Source organism: Pseudonocardia parietis (genome assembly GCF_017876315.1).
In the GTDB taxonomy this organism is placed as follows: domain Bacteria; phylum Actinomycetota; class Actinomycetes; order Mycobacteriales; family Pseudonocardiaceae; genus Pseudonocardia; species Pseudonocardia parietis.
In genome coordinates, this window is sequence record NZ_JAGINU010000004.1 from 282,196 (window position 1) to 301,518 (window position 19,323).

Genomic DNA, 19,323 nt, shown 5'->3' on the forward strand with positions numbered 1-19,323 from the left:
GCCGGCTAGAGGTCGCGCGGATAGGGGGGTGACGCACGCCCTTCGAAGGCACACAGGTGCTCGCTGCTAGTGTTTGCGGCATGTCTGCCGCTTCGTGCTCGGCCGCTTGCGCGGCAGTGACCAGGACGTCCCGCTAGCGGCGGGACGTCCAGTCGAAGACCAACATCCACCTGGAACGTCCAGCTGCTTCGTGATCCATCCGGAGCGGCCCTTTGTGCTGCTCGGAAACTCTTCTGAGTGACGGAGCAATTGATGCTTTCAGGCACTTCTTCTCGCGGGCATCGCCCCGCCCCCGTGCGCGCATGGCTGGTGCTGTGCGCGATGTCCATGCTGCAGTTCTTCATCGCGGTCGACGTGACCGTGGTCAACATCGCGCTGCCCTCGATCGGCACGGACTTCGGCGTCGCCGGCCACTCGCTGACTTGGCTCGTGGTCGGCTACACCATCACCGGCGGCGGGCTGCTCATGCTCGGCGGCCGGCTCGGTGACCTGCTGGGCCGCCGCCGCACCCTGCTGGTCGGCACGATCCTGTTCGGCGCAGCGTCCCTGCTGGCGGGCCTGGCCCCGTCGTTCCCGGTCCTGGTCGCCGCCCGCCTGCTCCAGGGCGCGGGCGAGGCTGTCGCGCTTCCCGCGGCGATGGCCACCATCGTGCTGCTCTTCCCCGAGGGTCCTCGCCGGTCGCGCGCCCTGAGCGTGTGGGCCGCGGTAGCCAGCTGCGGTTTGGTGCTCGGGTTTGCTCTCTCGGGGATCGTCACTGCCCACCTGGGCTGGCGATGGATCTTTCTGATCTCGGTGCCGTTCATTCTGGTCGTGATCGTGGCCGCGCTCTTCCTGGTCCCGCCCGACCGGCTGGCCTCTCGTGAGCGGGTCCGCCTGGACCTGCCGGGCGCACTCCTGCTGACTGCGTGCCCGTTGCTGTTCACCTATGCCGTCGTCGAGGCGGGCGAGCCCGGGACGAGCCTGTGGGTGAGCCTGGCTGCGCTGGTCGGCGCAGTGTTGGCCGTTGTCGGGTTCGTGCGGGTCGAGTCGAGGTCGCTGAACCCGCTGGTTCCGCTGACCTTCTTCGCCGACCGGGCCCGGGTGCGGGCGAACCTGACCACGATGCTGCTCAGCGGCGCGTTGTCGACCTCGTTCCTGCTGTTCACCTTCTACCTGCAGGACAGGCTTGAGATGGGGCCGCTGGGAGCCGGTCTCACGATGCTGCCGCTGGCCGTGGCGCTGATCGCGGCCTCGGTGCTCGTGCCTCGCTTGCTGGGACGCTGGGGCGCACGCGCGTGCGTGCTGGTCGGGCTCGCGGCTGCTGCAGGCGCGATGGCAGTGGTCGCACTCGTGGCTGTCCTGGGTGGCGGGGCAGCGTGGCTGCTCCCGGCGATGCTGCTGATCGCAGCGGGCATGGGCTTTGGAATCGTGGGTCTGCAGTACATCGCGGTCAGCGGGACCACTGAGGAGGACGCCGGGATCGCCTCCGGCGTCCAGCGAGCAGCCGACCAGCTCGGAGGAGCCAGCGGTGTAGCCGTCTATGTGGGCCTCGGGTTCGCCCCAGCTCTGCACGCCGGCGACCCCTTCCTGATCGCCGCGGCCTTAGCCATCGCCGGCCTGATCATCGGTGCGGTGGTCATCAGTGGCTCTCCGGCCACCACGGTGGCGCAGCCGCAGGCCACATAGCAGTCCGCGCCGCCACGCCGCTGTCTGTTCAGCAGCGGCGTGGCGGCGGCCCCCTGCCTGTTTGCTCCGCCGGGAAGACAGAAACACTCGTGCCCGTCCGTCCTGCCCACCTTCATCACAGACCCTCTGTGGGAGCAGTTTCCAGGCGCTGCTTCCCGCACGGAACATCACCCACCCTGTGGGCTGCCACCGGCCCCGCATTCCTGACCGGGTCGTCTTCGACAAGCTCCTGGCGCGCCTCGTCCTGGGCGGCACCCATTAGCAGCACGCCGACGGGTCCGGCTCGGCCACCACGATGCGCGCCCGGCGCGACGAGTGGATCCGCGCCGGCGTCTTCGAGCAGCTCCACCACCTGCACTGGAGGCCCACGACCAAGCCGTCGGCCTCGACCTGCACAATCTCGCGGTCGACGGATGCATCGTCAAAGCACCGTGTGGCGGAGAGAACGCCGGCCGCAGCCCCGTCGACCGCGGCAAGTCAGGCCTCAAGAGATCGGTGCTCGTGGACGGTGGCGGCATTCCGGTCGGATGGGTCCTCGCCGGGCCAACCGGAACGCGCTCCCTGCTCCTGCCTCCCACGCTGAAGACTCTCGCCGTGCTCGGGTTCCGGCTTCCAGCGGCCATCACCGTCCACCTGGATGCAGGCTAGGACTTGGCTCGCACCCGGGAACGTCTCCTCGACCGTCCTGCGCTCGGAGCCGAACACCGGCTGCGCGTACTTGGTGGCGACGGTTTGCCGGTCGTGGCGTGGGTCAGCACCATCCCACGCTCGAACCGGCCCGAACAGATCCGCAGGAACGCCATCCGGTCCCGGTGCGCCTTTGTCCATCCCGGCCTGCACCTTGAACACCAGACCGGCGGTCGGGGCGGCGAGCGGCCGCTCGCACTGGCCGGCGTCGGGGTCGTGGTGTGGCTGGTGTCGCGTTCACAGGTTTGTGCCCGATGCAGCGCGAGTGAGTACCAGCGTCGACGGCCGCGCTGAGCAGACCGTAGTGCACCATCGTTTCCCTCTTCCGACAAACCCCTGCTGGCATGATCGGACGATGACTTCCAGCGGGCCGCGATGAGCGCCGGACCCAAGTTCCCCCAGGTCGAGTACGCCGAGTCGAGCGGCGCGCTGCGGCGATGCTATGACGACATGCAGTCGGTCCTGCGGGTGCCGTGGGTGATGTTCGCCGCGCGCAGCCTCGCCGTGTTCGGCGGGTTCGTCCCGGCCGCCTGGCAGGCGGCCGCACCCGTCTTCGGCACCGACCGGGTCGAGCGGGCCGCCGACGAGCTGCGAGCATTGGCGGTGCTGCCAGCCGCCGATCCGCCCGACCCGCGCCCGCGATTGGCCGAGCTCGATTTCGACGAAGCCAGGATCGGTGAGGTCCGCCGCGCACTGGATGCGCTGAACTACGGCAACGTCAAGTATCTGCTCTTGATTACCGCGTGGTGCGAGGGCATCCAGGGACGCTCCAGCGGGGGCACGGCGCCAGACGGGCCCGAACCCGCGACGCTGCCGGCGGGGCCGCCGGAGTCGATGGCTGCGCTGCACCTGGTGGACCCCCGCGGCGCGGACAAGCGGGTGCTCCAGCTGCTGACTCGGGTCACCGACATGCACCTGCACCACGGCCCGTCCAGCGACTTCCGAGTGCTTGCCGGCTGGCCGGACTTCCTGGAGGTCGCCCTGGACGACGTCCTGGGCCCGGTGGTGCGCAGCGCCTGCTACGAGACCACTGCCCTCGCCCTCCTGGAACGCGCCCGCGCCCATGTCCGGAGATTCCCAGGCCCGGCGGGGCTTACCCCCGAGCAGGCGCTCGCGGTCTGCACCGAGACCGAGGTCGCGGCGATCACCGGGCTGCTGTTCCTGTTCCAGCGCTTCATCCTCGACGTCACCATCGACATGGTGCGCTGCTCACAGGCTCTCGACGGGCGCGACGCCGCGGCGTCCTCGCCGTTCTCAGCGCGGTAACGCGGCGGGTCAGCACGGCCAGCTCGGTGGCTGCCAGCCCGAGCTCCATTCCGACGGCCCGACCGATCGAGGCCGCTGCTGCCCGACGGCCAGCCGAGCCGGCACGTCGCTCCGCCAACAGCGCGACATCCAGCTCAGCGGCCGACCATCGGGCCGTTCCTCGGCGCTCAGGCAGCCCGGTCGAGCTCACCGGTGCTCGGGGTTGGCGGGGTCGAACCGGCATCCGCGCGGTCCGGCTCGAGCGCCTTGACCGCGCCCGGGTCGCGCGTCACGAGCACGACCGAGCCCCTCGAACCGGCGCAGCGCGTCGAGCACCGGCTCGCGGCTCGCGGGGTCCAGGTGGTTCGTCGGCTCGTCGAGCAGCAGCGTGGTCGCCGACTGGGAGCCGCCGTCGGAGGCGGCGAACAGGATCCGGGCCAGCTCGACGCGGCGGCGCTGGCCGCCCGACAGCGTCCGCATCGGCTGCTCGAGCACCCGGTCCGGCAGACCGAGGTGGGTGCAGATCCGGGCCGCCTCGGACTCGGCGGCGTAACCGCCGAGCGCGGAGAAGCGCTCCTCGAGCCGGCCGTACTCGCGGACGGCCTTCTCGTTCTCCGGGCCGTCGACCAGCTCGGCCATCGCCGTCTGGGCCTTCTCCATCTTCGACAGCAGCACGTCCAGCCCGCGGGCGGAGAGCACCCGGTCCTTCGCGGTGACCGAGAGGTCACCCTCGCGCGGGTCCTGCGGCAGGTAGCCGACCGGGGTGTTCGAGCGGACCTCGCCGGAGTAGGGCTCGCCCTCCCCCGCCAGCACCCGCATGGTGGTGGTCTTGCCTGCGCCGTTGCGGCCGACCAGGCCGATCCGGTCGCCGGACTGGACCCGCAGGTCGGCACCGGAGAGCAGGATCCGGGAGCCGGCGCAGCTCGAGGTCGGTCGCGGCGATCACGGCGATGAGCTCCGTAGGAATGAGGAGGCGGAGGGGACCAAGCTCGGGCAGCCATCGCCACTGCGCCCGATCCGAACGAGCGGCCGCATGGCAGTGCTGTGGCTCGGCGTGCCGGGCCCGCGCACGTCAGGTAGTGCGGGAAGCGCTCTTGTTCGAGCGGGTGGAGCCCTCGAGGTTCTTCAGGTCGCGCGACAACGACTCGAGGCTGTCGACCTGGTATCGCAACGCCTCGAGCCGGCTGTCCACCGCCGCGCGGAACATCGACAGTCGACCCAGGAGGTCGTCGACCCGGACCGACTCCAGATCGTCGTGCTGCGCCAAGACGTCGACCGCGGCGAGCAACTCCTTGATCTGCTCGAGGCTGAAGTCGAGCGGCTTGAGCTGCTTGATCAGCGCCAGGCGATCGACGTCAGCCTCGGTGTAGAGGCGAAAACCTCCCGCCGAGCGCGCCGACGGAGTCACCAGATCCATCTCGTCGTAGTGGCGGATGGTGCGCAGCGACAGGCCGATGCGCGTCGCTACCTGGCCGATCTGCATCAGCTCATCGCTCATCAGGTTGTCCACCTCTCGCGACGGTTCGGTCGACGATGTCATCCGTCGAGGTCGTCAGCAGTTCGATCGAACGCTGCGGCGCGTCCACTGACCCGCACCACCACAACTAACCCTTACGTAAGGGTACGCTACCGTTCACTTGGCGATCGCGAGCGCAGGATACTGCAAGTGGGGGCCAGATAGCGCGACGCGGGAGCAGTACACTCCCACACCCTTCTCTCACGTGAAGGTAATGTAGCCATCACCTGACGCTCTCTGCCGATGAGGTCTGATGCATTTTCGATCCACGTCCCTGCCGGGGGTGCTGCTGTTCACGCCAACACCGCACCACGACGAGCGGGGTTTCTTCAGCCGTACCGCCGACGCCCGCACGCTGATCAATGCAGGTATCGATCCGGCCGGGTTCGTGCAGGACTCCCAGTCGCGCAGCCGCCAGGGTGTCGTGCGCGGCATGCACGGACGCACCGGGACCGGGGAGGCCAAGCTGGTGCGCTGTTCTCACGGCGCGCTCTTCGACGTCGTGGTGGACGCGCGCCCGGACTCACCGACCTTCGGGCAGCGGGCGCAGTTCCGGCTCGACGACGACCATCTCTGGTCGCTCTACCTGCCGCGCGGGGTGCTGCACGGTTTCCAGGCGCTGACCGAGACGGCCGATATCTGCTACCGCATCGACGCCGAGCACGACCCCCGCGACGATGTCGCGGTCCGCTACGCCGACCCCGACCTGGCAATCCCCTGGCCGCTCCCGGTGTCGTTGATCAGCGATCGGGACGCGGCCGCGTCGTCGTGGCGCGATGCCGTGCCGCATCTACGCCGCCACGGCAGCCGGTTGACCCCGGCCCCCTGAGCCGGTCCGGACGACGTCCGGGGCCTTCCAGCCCTCCGGAGGTCTCCGGACCGCACACGACGGTGCCCGCCCAACCCCCTCCCGGCGGGCGCCGTCGTCGTGGCCCCTCCGTCGGTGACCACCGATGTCAGTGACTGTTGGCCTACGTCAGTGACCGGTGGTGAGGTGGCCGGCGAGTCGCTCGTGGCGGGTGCTGCTGTCCTGGTTCATGCCGGTCACGGTCACCTCGACCCCGCGTGCGGCGTACTTGGTGGTGATCGCATCGAGAGACGCGACCGTCGAGGCGTCCCAGATGTGTGCGGCGGACAGGTCGATGACCACGTGCTGCGGGTCGTTCGCGTAGTCGAAGGAGAAGACCAGGTCGTTGCTGCTGGCGAAGAACAGCTGGCCGCTGACCCGGTAGACCTTGCTGCTGCCGTCCGGATCGAGCACCGCACTGACCTCGACCAGGTGCGCGACCCGGTGGGCGAACAGCACCATCGCGACCAGCACGCCGACCCCGACACCGTAGGCCAGGTTGTGCGTGCCGACGGTGACCGCGACGGTCGAGACCATCACCGTCGTCTCGCTCTTCGGCATCCGGCGCAGGACCGAGACCCGGACGCTGTGCCGGTCGAACGTCGAGATCGCCACCATGATCATGACGGCGACCAGGGCCGCCATCGGGATCAACGTAACGAGCTCGCCCAGGGCGACGACGAGGATCAGCAGGAACAGCCCCGCAAGGAGCGTCGACAGACGGGTGCGGGCGCCGGACTTCAGGTTGATCATCGTCTGGCCGATCATGGCGCAACCACCCATGCCGCCGAAGAAGCCGGTGACGACGTTTGCCACACCCTGGCCCCACGATTCGCGAGTCTTGTCCGAGTGGGTGTCGGTGATCCCGTCGACCAGCTTGGCCGTCATCAACGACTCGATGAGCCCGACCAACGCGATCGCGAGCGCGTACGGCGCGATGATCGCCAGCGTCTCACGGGTGAACGGCACCACGGGGAGACCGAGCACGGGCAGGGTGTCGGGCAGCTCGCCCTGGTCGCCGACGGTCGGGACCGCCACGGCCGCGAACACGGTGAAGGCGGTCAGGGCGACGATCGCGACCAGCGGCGCCGGAACGGCCGTCGTCAACCGCGGTAGCCCGACCATCACGGCGAGTCCGACCGCGGTGAGGGCGTACACCTGCCACGGGACGTCGACCAGGTGAGGCAGCTGCGAGGTGAAGATGAGGATCGCCAACGCGTTGACGAAGCCGACCATGACGCTACGCGGCAGGAACCGCATCAGCCGCGCGAAGCCGGTCACCGCGAGCAGCACCTGGACCAGCCCGCCCAGGACGACGGCCGCGAGCAAGTACTCGACGCCGTACTCACGCGAGAGCGGGGCGACCACCAGGGCGACGGCACCGGTGGCTGCGGTGATCATCGCCGGCCGGCCACCGCAGAACGCGATGACGACGGCCATCGTGAACGACGCGTAGAGGCCCACCTTCGGGTCGACCCCGGCGATGATCGAGAAGGCGATCGCCTCCGGGATCAGCGCCAGCGCGACGACGAGGCCGGCGAGCACCTCGGTGCGCAGGACGCGCGGCGCAGGCATGCGGATTTCGGACAGGAACCTGGGCAGGGCAGGACGCGACATCGCCACTTTCTCAGGGAAGGGGGAGGGGCAGCCACGACGGCGGGGCCGCGAATCAAGCGGAACTCTACTGTCACGTTATAGGAGAGTCATGCCGGTGTGACCATGGCGACCCTCCCGCGGCGCACACATCGAGATCCTGCTGCCCCACGGGCGACGGCCACTCCAGGCGTCGCTTGCTCGATCGCACACGCGCTCCGGCGTCGCGCAATCGCCCGCGCTCCAGCAGCGGACAGCCCTGCCCGACAAGGACCCTAACTCTGCCGTGTTGGCAACACATCGCAGTACCGTGACGAACTTACAAAGCAGCATCCCAGCAGTTCATCGACGCGCCCTCCGAGCGTCGCATCACGAACGAGACACCACACACCCTCACATTGGGGTAGAGTATGTCCGTGCCGGTTGCCTGAGCGACAGCACCTGCCCCCGGACCCATCGCCACGTTGGGCTTCGCCCACGACACCGCGCAATGAGGGAGACGGATAGTGGACCATCCCCCATCCACGGCGCCCGAGGCCGGCACGAGCCTCGATCCGGGTGAAATCCTGGCCATCGCCGAGCAGTCGGATGCACCGCACGAGGTCCTTGCTGCCATCGACAGACTCGACCGTTCGGAGAGGTTTTACTTCCTCGTCGATCTCTGGTCGGCGCACTAGCAATCAGCGACACTGCCGGTGCAGCGCTCCCCGGCGCCGACCCGGCGCCACAGCCGCGACGCGCGAGCCCGGCCATCGTCGCCCCTCCGCAGAGGAGTCTTCATGACACACGACGACGTGCAGAATCTGGTCGAACGGTTCTGGCAGGGAAAAGCCCGCGGCTTGTTGCTAGGTCAGGCATGTGCCGATGGGCTGGCCACCCTATTCGATGGACGAGCAGCCCTCGGCCCAGCAGAGTTCGACGACCTCTCCGCCGCCGGTGAGCGGCCGTTCCGGCACACTGCGCCGACCGAGTTAGCCCTCGGGATCGCGGAGTACCTGGCCAACCACGGGATCGTCCGGCACGCCGGCGCCTGGGTACTGCAAACCTATCTGGCCAACACCTGGTGGGCCGGCCAGCAGCGCGCCGGCTTCGGCCTCGACGACACCGGATTGTTCAAGGCCGTCCTCGAAGGGCGCGACCTGCCTCGCGCCGCCACACCGCGCATGGGGGTCGACCCAGCCGCCGTCGTCGCCCCGTTCGCCCTCACCGCCCTCGGTGGTCCGGACCTGCCCGAGGCAGCGCGCATATGCTCCGGGCTGCTCACCGGCGATGCCACCGCCCATGCCGCAGCGGCGTTGTTCGCCTCCGCGGTGGCGCTGGCGCTCGCCGGTGATTCCGGCCGCCCGATCCGCACCGATCTCCTGCTCCGCCGGCTGCACGACGCAGCCGGCCCGGACGCGGCGCCTGCCATCGCGCTGCTGCAACAGCTTGCCGCCGACGGAGCACCCCCGTCGACAGCTCGGCGAGTGCTACTCACCGAGGGCCTCGGCGCCGCCGGGCCGGCCGCAGCAGGGGTGCTCGCGTTTCTGAGCCACCCGGACAACCCCCACCAGGCCGTCCGCTACGCCGTGCACATCGGGGGACCGAGCGCGACGATCGCCTCGATGACCGGCGCGCTCGCCGGCGCCCGGCACGGCGTGCAGGGGCTACCCCTCACGTGGCGCTCGCGCCTCGACGGAGCCGACAGGATCGAGGAACTCGCCGACCGCCTGGCACAACAGCACACCGCCGCCCTGAGCACCGGCGCGTGAGCGCCGAGCTCATGCGCCCGCGCTCCCCGCGCCTGGCACGCACCCTGCCGGCCCAGATCCTGGCCGCGCTCGACACCCAGACACTGGTCGTTGCGGGCACGGCCGCGTTCGCCCGCGTGATCGCCGGCGTCACCGCCCAACTGCGCGACGTCCAAGCCGAACGCAACGACCTTGCTGTCGAACTCGAAGCCCGCCTGGAGGTCCACCCTCTTGGGCTGGTTCTGACCTCGATGCCCGGACTCGGGGTCTCCGACCGCCATCAAGACGACCCACCCCCGCCGTAGATCCCCGAGATGTTGCCGTGGGCCGGAGCGCACGCAGACGAGGCGGCTCAGGAGGAGCGCGAGGCGTTCCCCGACCGACTCGAGATGTCGAGGTTCTTCAGGTCACGTGACAAGAATTCGAGGCTGTCGACCTGGTGGCGCAGGGCGTCGAGCCGACTGTCCGTGGCCGCCCGGAACATCGCCAGACGACCGAGCAAATCCTCGAGCCGCTCCGGGGTGAGCTCGTCCTGCAGCCCGTCCACCGTCGCCAGCAGCTCCTTGATCTGCTCGAGGCTGAAGTCGAGTGGCTTGAGCCGCTTGATGAACGCCAACCGATCGACATCCGACTCGGTGTAGAGCCGGAATCCGCCCGCCGAACGTGCCGACGGGGTCACCAGCCCCACTTCGTCCCAGTGGCGGATGGTGCGCAGCGACAAGCCGATACGCGTCGATACCTGACCGATCTGCATCAGCTCATTGCCCATCGAGATGGCCCACCTTCCGTCACCGCCCGTCGCAGGCGTCCTCGGTCGAGGATAGTCAGCGGCGCGGACGATAGGTGCACGACGCGCCCATCGCTGCGCGCCGTCTCCCATAACACTTACGCAGGGCGCACCAGGCCCCCTTGGACGCGCGGACCCCACGACCCTATATCTGCACGTAAGTTCAGTATAGTGCGTTCCAGATTCGACTGCTCACATTCTCGCTACGTTAGGGTAGAACTCGTGCGGGTCACCACTTCCCTGATGTGGCATGATGCGCCGTTCCACAACCCTGCCGGTGTGCTGCTGTTCGTGCCCACACCGCACCGACGAGCACGGCTTCTTCAGCCGCACCGCCGGGTCCCGCACACTGATCAATGCCGACATCGACCCTGCCGGCTTCGTGCAGGCCTCCCAGTCCCGCAGGCGCCAGGGTGTCATGCGCGGCGCACACCGGGACCGGCGAGGCCAAGCTCGTGCGCTGCTCACACAGCGCGCTCTTCGATGTCGTGGTGACCTGCCCCCGGACTCGCTGAGAGCAGGTGGGGCCTGGGGGTCTGCTCGTTCGACCGCTCCAGGGCGTCGAACCGGGCGCCCTGGGCGTCGAGTCGGGCGCTCGTGCTCTGTGTGAGCTGGTCGACCGTGCTTCGATGCGGGAACTGACCTCGTACACGGAGTCGACGTCGGCGCCCTGCTGCTCCAGCCGGCGCTCCGCCTCGGGAGGACATGGGGTGGAGCGCGCGGCACCGGGCGGCGCGCAATGATGGCGAAGAGTTGCCAGAAGGCACCCTGCCACCGCGCGGGGGCACTGTCCTCGCACACGTGAGCTGGCGCGGAGCCGCCTCGTTGAGCCGCGGTGTGCGAGATCGGTTCAGTCGGCGCGCCGATCCTGAGCGCAGTGGACCTGGCACGTGGAACCAGTCCACCGCCCCAGCGCGGGCCCGGCCAAAGCTACGTGTTGGCGTTGGCCAGGCCGCCGAGGTCGGCCCTGCCGACACTCGCTCGGTCCATGACCGGCCCGTCCCTCGGGCCGTTGCCGTTCTGCGACATTCCCGCTCCTCCCCGTCCGGGTGACAGATGGGTCCGCGCCGCCGGAATCCCACAGCCGAGCGCACGCTGGCCCGATGAGCCAGGAAGCCGACCAGCCGGTCGTCATCCGCTCCCTGTGCGCCGGCTGCCCAGTCCTGTCCCGCCTCGATCGACACGACCTCGCCGACGACGTCACCTGGGTCCTCCCCGATCTGTTGCCGGAGCTGGACGAGTTCGGCGGTGTGTCGCTGACGGGCGCTTCGGCGGGGCCGGGCCACGCGTGGACTACGTGCAGGGCGAGCGCGGACAGCGGACCGTGGTCAGCACCGCCGCGCTCGGGAGGGAGCCCACCATGGGCGGGAGTCCGCGGGCTGTCGAGGTACCGGGACTGGTCGGGCTTTGGTCACCGCGGTCTGCAGGCTGGTCGATCAGCGTGGCCTGATCGGCGTCGCCGGTGCCGCCTTCATGGAGACGGGACAGTCCGCTCGGCGGTGTAGCTGACGCGGCGCCGGACCGGACTCGCGGCCGACGCCGCCCTGATCGCGGCCCGCGACATCGTCCTCGAGGCGCACCGTGCCGGCCGTGCCGTCGACCGTCAGCCGGTCCCCGGTCCGGATCCGGCGGGTGGCCTCCCGCAGGCAGATCACGGCTGGGATGCCGTACTCGCGCGCTACCGTGGGGCCGTGCGCGATGGGCGACCCGGTCTCGGTGACCAGCCCGGCGGCGGTCATGAACAGTGGTGTCCATCCGGGGTCGGTGGTCGAGGTCACCAGGATCTCGCCCGGCTCCAAGTACGCGCCCACCGGGTTGTGCACCACACGGGCCCGGCCGCTGACCCGCCCGGGAGCGGCACCCATGCCGACCATGGCACCCTGCTCCGGCGGAGGGGCCGGTATCAGAGTCTCCACGTCGGTACCGTCCGAGAGCAGCAGCCCGGGCACCTGCGGACGGCGCAGCTCGCGGCGGTGGACGGCGCGGCGCTCGGCGACCCGCTCCCGCTGGTCGGTGCCGACCGTGACCGCGCAGCGCAGTTCGGGTAGCTCCAGGAACATGATGTCGTCGGCGTCGTCGAGGAGCCCGCGTGTGGCCAGGTCCTCGCCGATCAGGATCAGCTGGCGGCGCATCTCCCAGTACGGGATGAGCCAGGCGAACTTGGCGAGCTCTCGCAGACCGGCCAACTCGCGCGCGCGCCGCATGAGGAACACCCCGAGCCGACCGCGCAACGAGCGCCGGCGCCGGGCGCGCCGGTCCACCTCGGTGATCATCGCTTCCGCACGTTGGGCGGCGCGGGCGAAGCGTCGGGGCGGGGCCTGCTCCGGATCATCCACCCGTAGGTAGTTGGCGATGGTTCCGAACAGTGGTGACGGGTCGTCGCCCCACCGCGGCACGCCGATGTCCACCTCGGCCGCCGTCCGGTGTCCGTAGCGTTCCAGGAACACGTCCATCCCGATGTCGGGCAGCGTCCCGGCCCGGTACTGCTGGGCGAGTTCCTCGGGCGGGGTCTCCAGAAACAGCGCACGGTGGGCGGCGGCCCGCTCGGCCACCCGCCACAGCTCCAGGTCCATCTCGGTGGTGACGTTGTGCGGCATGCCCCCAGAGCGATGTCGGTCTCCTCCTCGGTGGCGATGCCCTTGAGCACCGCCGCGGGTAGTCCGGTGAGCACGAGCGCGGCCGACAGGGGCCACATCACCTGCATCAGGCCCCTGTAGAAGGCCTCGTCGCCGAGGCGGCCCTCCACGAAGCGCAGCCGCTGGGCGGCGGAGGCGGCCGCGGGCGGGATGGCGGTTCCTTCTCCCAACGTGCGCACACCGCGGAAAGCCCTGTCTCTCGCGGCTACGGGCTTGGCCAGGGCGTGCATGATCCCCGCTGTCGCGGGCAGCGCCCACTTCAGCGTGAGGCGCATCATCGGCCACAGGTTGAGTGACATGCCCCGCCGCGGGGCGAAGCGCGGGTCGGCCAGCAGGTAGTCTATGGCCGACTTCACCCGAGGGCCGTAGACGTCGGCCGCCGACGACAGTCGCGACCGCAGCGCCCTGCTGCGCAGGAAGTCGGTGATGTCGATGTAGAGCCGGCCCCCGATTCCCACCATGAGCGCGGCCGGGGTGCCACCCCGGGTGCTGGGCTTCATGAACGCGCCCAGCCAGTCCTGCGCGACCACGTTGAGCAGGGACATCCCCATCGGAGGTGGCCGGGCGTAGGAGCCCCTGGATGTGCCCTGCTTCCATATAGGCCCGCGGGCGGGGCAGATGCGCATCATCAGGGAGCGGGAACAACGTGGTGATCGGCCGCGACTGCAGCAGCCACAACACCCCCTGGGCGTCGTAGGCCCACTCGATGTCCTGCGGGGCACCGAAGTGCCGCTGCAGGCGCTCGCCCGCCGCCCTCAACTCCTCGACCCTGGCATCGCTCAGGCACCCGCCGTCAGGGCCGACCACCCCGGCCGTACCCAGGGTGTAGTGGTCAGGCGCGACGCTGCCGGGGCGGCCAGTGCCCTGCTGTGGCGCCGTGAGCTGGTCTGTGAGCTAAGACCTGTTCAGCCCGCAGCCACCACACCCCGAGCAGCTCAACGCCTTCGCCGGTTGCCGTTCCCGGACCAGCGCGTTGCGGTGCTTGCCCAGGGCCACGAGCAGGTCGCTGACGAGGATCGGCCATGTGGCACCGGGACTCGGGTGGCAGACGTCCGACCGCCGCGAGGGACCGGTCCATCCGTGATGGCGCCGGCGCCCGCGCTGCGGGCGGACGCCGGGCGTCATCCGCCGGGGCGCACGAGTCCGGTCTCGTAGGCGAGCACCACGAGCGCCGACCGGTCGCGCGCGCCGAACTTCGTGAGCAGGCGGCTGACGTACGTCCGCGCCGTCGCGGGGCTGAGGTGCAGCGCCTGCGCGATCTCGTCGTTCGTGTGGCCTGACCCGACCTGCTCCAGCACCTCGCGTTCGCGGGTGGTGAGCGAGGCGAGCCTGCCGTCGTCCGTGCGCAGGTGGAGCCGGTCGGCGACCGCCCGCATGACGGTCGCCGTGACTGATGGGGACAGAAGGGCGTCGCCGCCCGCGACCGTCCGGATCGAGCGGCGCAGTTCCTCGGGCACGATGTCCTTGAGCAAGTAGCCGGCCGCACCGGCGCGGATGGCCTCGAAGACGTGGTCGTCCTCGTCGAACGTGGTCAGAACGAGGACGCGGACGGCCCCCAGGTCTGAGTCGGCGACGATGCGCCGAGTCGCCTCGAGGCCGTCCATCTCGGGCATGCGGATGTCCATGAGTACGACATCCGGGCGGAGCTCCCGCACGCGGGACAGGCCGGACAGGCCCGTCGCCGCCTCGCCGACGACCTTGATGTCGCCGTCGTTCTCGGCGAGCGTGCGCAGCCCGGTACGGACGAGTTCCTGGTCGTCGACCAGCACGATCCGGATCACGATTCCAACCTCACCGGTAGATCGGCGGTCACGACGAACCCGCCGCCGGGGGCCGCCCCGGCGTCGAGCGTGCCGCCGAGCAGCGATGCCCGCTCACGCATCCCGGCGATGCCCTGTCCCTGGTCCGTGCGGCCCCGTGCGGGCCCGCGGCCGTCGTCCTGGATGCGCAGGTGCACGCGGTCCTCCTCGATGCCGATGGTGACGGTCGCCCGCGTGGCGTTCGCGTGGCGCACGAGGTTCGTCAGCGCCTCCTGGACGATCCGGTAGGCGGCCGCGTCGATCGTCCCGTCCATTGCGTCCGGTGGGACGGCGATCTCGGTGCCGACGTCGATCCCCGCCTCCTGCAACGGCGCGACCAGCGCGGCGATCCCCGCGAGGCTCAGTGCGCCACGTGGGATGTCCCCGGGGAGCGGGCCGCGCAGGACCTTCACGGTCATCCGCAGCTCGCGCAGCGTCGCCGACGTCGCCTCGCGAACCTTGGCGATCGCGTCGCGCGCCGCCTCGTCGTCCCGCCCTGTCTTCTCGGCGGCGACACCGGCGTGCAGGGCGATCACGGACAGGGTGTGCCCGACCGAATCGTGCAGGTCGCGGGCGATGCGGACTCGTTCGGCCGCGAGCCTGCGGTCCGCCTCGAGGGCCTGCTCGGCGGCGGTCAGGGCGCGGATCTGTGTGGCGTGCGTGCGCGACTCCCGGTAGAGGCGGACGGCCACGCCGAGCGCGAGCGCCGCCGCCGCGAGCGCGACGTTCGTGACGAGGTCGTATGCGGTGACCGCGGCCTCCGTCTCGTCCCCCGTCAGCCGGAAGTAGGTCGACGTGCCCACCAGCACGACGCCCGCGCCGACCGCCCAGCCGGTCCGGCGCTGCTCGGCGGCGGAGTACAGCGCGGCGATGGCGGGCAGCGCCTGCCCGATCGGCGCCAGCCCGATCGCGTAGTAGACGAAGATCCCGAGCACCGTCAGCACGAGCATGAGGCGCGGCGTCCGGCGTCGCAGCAGGATCAGCGCGCCGAACGCGACCGCGAACAGGTACGCGAGCGGTCCGGTGTGGCCGAGCCGCTCGACGTCGGCCGCGATCACGACCGCCACCACGAGCGCCATCGCGACCGCGAGTACCCCGTCGACCAGCCGCGGGTCGGGGTGCGCTGTCGAGGCGGGCACGGCGCCAGCATATTGCGGGTGCGGGCGGCGGAGGATCCGTCCGCACGCGATCGGGGGTGTCGCTCGGGAGCGACACCCGGCGTCGTCCGGACGCGATCATGTCGACGATCCCGCGCCGATGTGCCCGACCCGGTGGCCCGGCCACCGTGATCCCATGACCACCCAGCACCCGGCCAGGACGTTGTCATGGCCGCTCATCCTCGGGATGTCGGCCCTGGCGCTGCTCTGGCCGCTGAGCGGCTTGACCGGCATCGGCGGCACCGGCGCGCCCCGCGCGTTCGTGATCATCGGGATCACTCTTGCCGTCTGGATCGGGGTGGTGGGATTCGGCCGGCTCCCCCGGCCCGTCCTCACGCTCGTCCTCACCGGCCTCGGCTACGGGCTCGTCTCACACCTGCTCGGCGTTGCTCTCGGCGGGATCACCCTGGACTGGACGCTCGTCCCCGGGCTCCTGATGAACATCCTCTGGGGACTGATCGCGGGGGCCATCGCGGCGGCCGTTCAGCGCGCGCGTGGTCGGTGATGATCCGGCGCCGCCTGCTCGCCGCGCTCGGCAGCGTGCTCGTCCTTTCCGGGTGCGGCGCGGTCGGTCTCTCCGTCACTCCGGTGACCGTCCAGGATTTCACGAACGAGCTCGTCGTCCCGCCGCTCGCCGAGTCCCGCGTGGTGGACGGCACGCGGATCTTCACGCTCACCGCGAAGCAGGGCCGGAGCCGATTCCTCCCCGGCACCGACACACGGACCTGGGGGTTCGACGGCGCCCATCTCGGCCCGACACTGCGCGCGGAACGCGGAGAACGCGTCGCGGTCGAGGTGACGAACGCGCTCCCGGAGCCGACCAGCGTGCACTGGCACGGCATGCACCTGCCCGCCCGCATGGACGGCGGCCCGCACCAGGAGATCCCGCCCGGTGACACCTGGCGTCCGGAGTGGACGGTCGATCAGCCTGCGGCCACGCTCTGGTACCACCCGCATCCGCACGGTGTGAGCGAGGAGCACGTGTACCGCGGGCTGGCCGGGATGTTCTTGATCGACGACGACGCGCCGGTACAGCTCCCGCACACCTACGGCGTGGACGACATCCCCGTCATCGTGCAGGACAAGCTGTTCGACACCGCCGGGCAGCTCGAGCTCGCCGACGACGGCAGTGAGCCGGGCACGCTCGGGAACGTCGTGATGGCGAACGGGACGGTCGGCGCCTACCGGGACGTGACGACCGAGCGGGTGCGGCTGCGCCTGCTCAACGGCTCGACCGCGCGCACTTACTCCCTGGGGTTCACCGACCGGCGGATCGACCTCGTCGCGACCGACGGCGGCCTGCTCGACGCCCCTCTGAGCGTGGAGCGTGTCCGCCTCGCCCCGGGCGAGCGGGCAGAGATCGTCGTCGCGCTGACACCCGGGGATACGACCCGGCTCCGGTCGTTCCCGGTCGACCTCGGCGACGTCGCGGCACCGTTCGCGATGGGCGGCAACGACGCGTTCGACGTCCTGGAGCTGCGCGCCGCGCCGGAGCTGGCGAGCACGCCACCGCCGTCGTGGGGCCCGTCGGCGCACGCGCCGAACGATGCGCTGGACGAGACCGCGGTCGCCACGACCCGCACGTTCGAGCTACAGGAACGCACGATCAACGGGCAGCGCATGGACATGAGCCGCATCGACGAGGTCGTCACGATCGGCCACACGGAGATGTGGGAGGTGCGCAACGCGCTCCCGATGCCGCACAGTTTCCACGTGCACGACGTGCAGTTCGCGATCGTGTCGATCGACGCGTCACCGCCGCCGCCCGACCTCGCCGGGCGCAAGGACACCGTCTACCTCGAACCGAACCGGACGTACCGGCTCCTGATGCGGTTCGACGACTACCCCGACCCCGCGACGCCGTACATGTACCACTGCCACATGCTGCTGCACGAGGACGAGGGAATGATGGGGCAGTTCGTAGTCGTGCTGCCGGGGATGCCGGCCGCCGCTCCCGCTCCTGGCGTGGGGCACGGGGGACACCACGACTGAGCACGCCGGCCCCCGACTTCTCGCGGCGAGCAGCGTTCGCGCTGAACCCCGGATCCGACGGCGCTGTCATCCTGGTCGCGCGCCAGCGCTGTCGTTCTACCGTCGTTTCACAACTGGTGACCCTGTGAGTGTCCTCGGGGTCATCAGCGGGTGACCTCGGTCAGGCTTGTGATGGTCAGATGAACCGCAGAGGTGGGGCGCGTTGGCGGGTAAGGGCAGGACGAAGACGGACCGGCAGGTCCGTCGGATCGCCTCCCGCAGCGAGGAGGCTGGGGATCGGTGTCCGGACTCCCTGGGGTGGACGAAGAACGGATCGTCGTCGGTGGCTCCGCGCCCGACTCGGTAGGCCCGGTGCGCCGCTGGCATGCTCGCCGGACGTGAGCCCCGATCCGACCGTGCACCCCGAGACCCCGCAGGCCGACCCGCGAGATCTCGATCTCGCCCTGCGCCTGGCGGATCTCGCCGATGCGATCACGCAGCCCCGGTTCCGCGCCGCAGACCTGCGCGTGACCAGCAAGCCGGACCGCACCCCGGTGACCGATGCCGACACCGCCGCCGAGGACGCGATCCGCGCCGCGATCGGCCACGAGCGCCCGCACGACGCGATCCTCGGTGAGGAACGCGGCGGCTCCGGCTCGTCGCGCCGGAGCTGGGTGATCGACCCGATCGACGGGACGAAGAACTTCTCCCGTGGCCTCCCGGCCTGGGCGACGCTGATCGCGCTGGTCACCGACGGCGTCCCCACCGTCGGGGTGGTGAGCGCACCGGCGCTGCACCGCCGCTGGTGGGGCTCGTCGGGTGCCGGGGCGTGGGCGCGGGACCTGCCGTCGGGGACCCCGCGCCGGATCGCGGTGTCCGGGGTGACCGACGTCGCGGACGCCTACGTGTCCACCACGAACACCGACACGTTCCGGTCCGAGCCCGGGCCGGTCCACCGCGACGGGTGGATCGCGCTCACCGAGGCGTGCTGGGAGTCGCGGGCGTTCGGCGACTTCTGGCAGCACGTCCTGGTCGCCGAGGGGGTGCTCGACGTGGCCGTGGAGCCGGCCGCGAACCCGTGGGACCTGGCCGCGCCGACCGTCGTCGTCACGGAGGCGGGTGGACGGCTGACCGACCTGACGGGTCACCCGACGTTCTCCGGCGGGCACGGGTTGACCAGCAACGGCCTGCTGCACACCCGGGTGCTGGAGGTGCTCGGTGGCTGGGCTGGACGTCGGCGACGCTGGCCGCGGTGATCGCGACGACGTCGGTAAGCGAGTCCACCACATCCCTACCGGTCCGACGTGCTCGGCGAACTGGAGATGCGGTAACTGCCCACGCAGCAGACGGTAAACCGTCGAGTCGAGTCGAAGGTCAACGTTGAACGAATGGTCGGGAGTCGACTGAACCGCCGGCCGCCCGGGTGATCGTTGGGGGCGGTAGACTCGAGGCGTGATGGTGGGGGTCGACGTGACGCTGCGCAGGACTGCGCTGGCGCCGTTGCTGCCTCGTCTCGCGACTGGTGCCGACCGCCATCCTGGCACCAACGGGTGGGTCAGCTCGTGGGGTACGAACGCGCACGGCGAGATCGCCGGCTGCCCGCCGCCGCACCTGGCCTGACCCCGTTCTCCTCGCTTTCTCTTTGCCAGAGCCTGGCGTTGTCGGGCGGCGTCGTATGCGTCCTGGTGCT

The 19,323-nt window shown here is 70.4% G+C and carries 16 protein-coding genes and 3 pseudogenes; 11 read left to right on the forward strand and 8 right to left on the reverse strand.

The features are described from left to right. Nucleotides 1-294 precede the first annotated feature (294 nt). The 3 genes and pseudogenes from JOF36_RS37455 to JOF36_RS37465 all read left to right on the forward strand — a co-directional run bounded on the left by JOF36_RS37455 (nucleotide 295) and on the right by JOF36_RS37465 (nucleotide 3,618). Nucleotides 295-1,665, forward strand: coding sequence for an MFS transporter (locus tag JOF36_RS37455; protein WP_307862820.1), 1,371 nt, complete (start codon nucleotides 295-297; stop codon nucleotides 1,663-1,665). Nucleotides 1,666-1,767: 102 nt separating this feature from the next. Beyond that, a pseudogene (locus tag JOF36_RS39845) lies at nucleotides 1,768-2,439 on the forward strand (transposase); the annotation flags it as partial. Between the two features lie 288 nt (nucleotides 2,440-2,727). Beyond that, nucleotides 2,728-3,618: a halocarboxylic acid dehydrogenase DehI family protein gene (locus JOF36_RS37465; RefSeq protein WP_210036963.1), complete on the forward strand. Its 891-nt coding sequence runs from the start codon at nucleotides 2,728-2,730 to the stop codon at nucleotides 3,616-3,618. A 285-nt stretch (nucleotides 3,619-3,903) separates the two neighbouring features. Here the strand turns inward: JOF36_RS37465 and JOF36_RS37470 are convergent. Then, nucleotides 3,904-4,543, reverse strand: a pseudogene (locus tag JOF36_RS37470) (ATP-binding cassette domain-containing protein); the annotation flags it as partial. A gap of 126 nt (nucleotides 4,544-4,669) precedes the next feature. After that, nucleotides 4,670-5,095, reverse strand: coding sequence for a MerR family transcriptional regulator (locus JOF36_RS37475; RefSeq protein ID WP_245353251.1), 426 nt, complete (start codon nucleotides 5,093-5,095; stop codon nucleotides 4,670-4,672). Between the two features lie 271 nt (nucleotides 5,096-5,366). On the opposite strand from JOF36_RS37475, the gene JOF36_RS37480 reads away from it, so the two are divergent. Continuing rightward, nucleotides 5,367-5,942 (forward strand): dTDP-4-dehydrorhamnose 3,5-epimerase family protein, encoded by a 576-nt coding sequence (locus tag JOF36_RS37480; protein WP_210036964.1) that lies wholly within the window; start codon nucleotides 5,367-5,369, stop codon nucleotides 5,940-5,942. Between the two features lie 147 nt (nucleotides 5,943-6,089). Here JOF36_RS37480 and JOF36_RS37485 read toward each other — a convergent pair whose 3' ends face one another. Continuing rightward, nucleotides 6,090-7,535 carry a SulP family inorganic anion transporter gene (locus JOF36_RS37485; RefSeq protein ID WP_245353252.1) on the reverse strand — a complete coding sequence of 482 codons (1,446 nt, stop codon included), beginning with the start codon at nucleotides 7,533-7,535 and terminating at the stop codon, nucleotides 6,090-6,092. Between the two features lie 524 nt (nucleotides 7,536-8,059). Here JOF36_RS37485 and JOF36_RS37490 point away from each other — a divergent pair. The 3 genes from JOF36_RS37490 to JOF36_RS37500 all read left to right on the forward strand — a co-directional run bounded on the left by JOF36_RS37490 (nucleotide 8,060) and on the right by JOF36_RS37500 (nucleotide 9,588). Beyond that, nucleotides 8,060-8,230 (forward strand): hypothetical protein, encoded by a 171-nt coding sequence (locus tag JOF36_RS37490; protein ID WP_210036966.1) that lies wholly within the window; start codon nucleotides 8,060-8,062, stop codon nucleotides 8,228-8,230. 102 nt (nucleotides 8,231-8,332) lie between these two features. Continuing rightward, nucleotides 8,333-9,304, forward strand: a complete 972-nt coding sequence (locus tag JOF36_RS37495) for an ADP-ribosylglycohydrolase family protein (protein ID WP_210036967.1) — start codon at nucleotides 8,333-8,335, stop codon at nucleotides 9,302-9,304. Beyond that, entirely contained in the window at nucleotides 9,301-9,588 is a 288-nt protein-coding gene (locus JOF36_RS37500; protein ID WP_210036968.1) for a hypothetical protein, read from the forward strand. The genes JOF36_RS37495 and JOF36_RS37500 overlap by 4 nt, the downstream gene beginning before the upstream one ends. Before the next feature lie 47 nt (nucleotides 9,589-9,635). On the opposite strand, the gene JOF36_RS37505 is transcribed toward JOF36_RS37500, so the two are convergent. The 5 genes and pseudogenes from JOF36_RS37505 to JOF36_RS37530 form a co-directional block, all read right to left on the reverse strand. Beyond that, nucleotides 9,636-10,052 (reverse strand): MerR family transcriptional regulator, encoded by a 417-nt coding sequence (locus tag JOF36_RS37505; protein ID WP_245353254.1) that lies wholly within the window; start codon nucleotides 10,050-10,052, stop codon nucleotides 9,636-9,638. Between the two features lie 1,454 nt (nucleotides 10,053-11,506). Continuing rightward, nucleotides 11,507-12,667 (reverse strand): PEP-utilizing enzyme, encoded by a 1,161-nt coding sequence (locus JOF36_RS37515; RefSeq protein ID WP_210036969.1) that lies wholly within the window; start codon nucleotides 12,665-12,667, stop codon nucleotides 11,507-11,509. 696 nt (nucleotides 12,668-13,363) lie between these two features. Next, a pseudogene (locus JOF36_RS40600) lies at nucleotides 13,364-13,513 on the reverse strand (PEP/pyruvate-binding domain-containing protein); the annotation flags it as partial. A 314-nt stretch (nucleotides 13,514-13,827) separates the two neighbouring features. Further along, nucleotides 13,828-14,487: a response regulator transcription factor gene (locus tag JOF36_RS37525; protein ID WP_210036970.1), complete on the reverse strand. Its 660-nt coding sequence runs from the start codon at nucleotides 14,485-14,487 to the stop codon at nucleotides 13,828-13,830. Continuing rightward, nucleotides 14,484-15,644, reverse strand: coding sequence for a sensor histidine kinase (locus JOF36_RS37530; protein WP_307862821.1), 1,161 nt, complete (start codon nucleotides 15,642-15,644; stop codon nucleotides 14,484-14,486). Before JOF36_RS37530 ends, JOF36_RS37525 begins: the two co-directional genes overlap by 4 nt. Nucleotides 15,645-15,798: 154 nt before the next feature. Between JOF36_RS37530 and JOF36_RS37535 the strand changes: the two genes are divergently transcribed. The 4 genes from JOF36_RS37535 (at nucleotide 15,799) to JOF36_RS37550 (ending at nucleotide 19,253) form a co-directional block, all read left to right on the forward strand. Next, nucleotides 15,799-16,167, forward strand: coding sequence for a hypothetical protein (locus JOF36_RS37535; protein ID WP_210036971.1), 369 nt, complete (start codon nucleotides 15,799-15,801; stop codon nucleotides 16,165-16,167). Then, nucleotides 16,167-17,654, forward strand: coding sequence for a multicopper oxidase family protein (locus JOF36_RS37540; RefSeq protein ID WP_210036972.1), 1,488 nt, complete (start codon nucleotides 16,167-16,169; stop codon nucleotides 17,652-17,654). Before JOF36_RS37535 ends, JOF36_RS37540 begins: the two co-directional genes overlap by 1 nt. Nucleotides 17,655-18,031: 377 nt before the next feature. Next, nucleotides 18,032-18,889: an inositol monophosphatase family protein gene (locus tag JOF36_RS37545; protein ID WP_307862822.1), complete on the forward strand. Its 858-nt coding sequence runs from the start codon at nucleotides 18,032-18,034 to the stop codon at nucleotides 18,887-18,889. Nucleotides 18,890-19,085: 196 nt separating this feature from the next. Next, nucleotides 19,086-19,253 (forward strand): hypothetical protein, encoded by a 168-nt coding sequence (locus JOF36_RS37550; protein ID WP_210036973.1) that lies wholly within the window; start codon nucleotides 19,086-19,088, stop codon nucleotides 19,251-19,253. The last annotated feature ends 70 nt before the right edge of the window (nucleotides 19,254-19,323 follow it).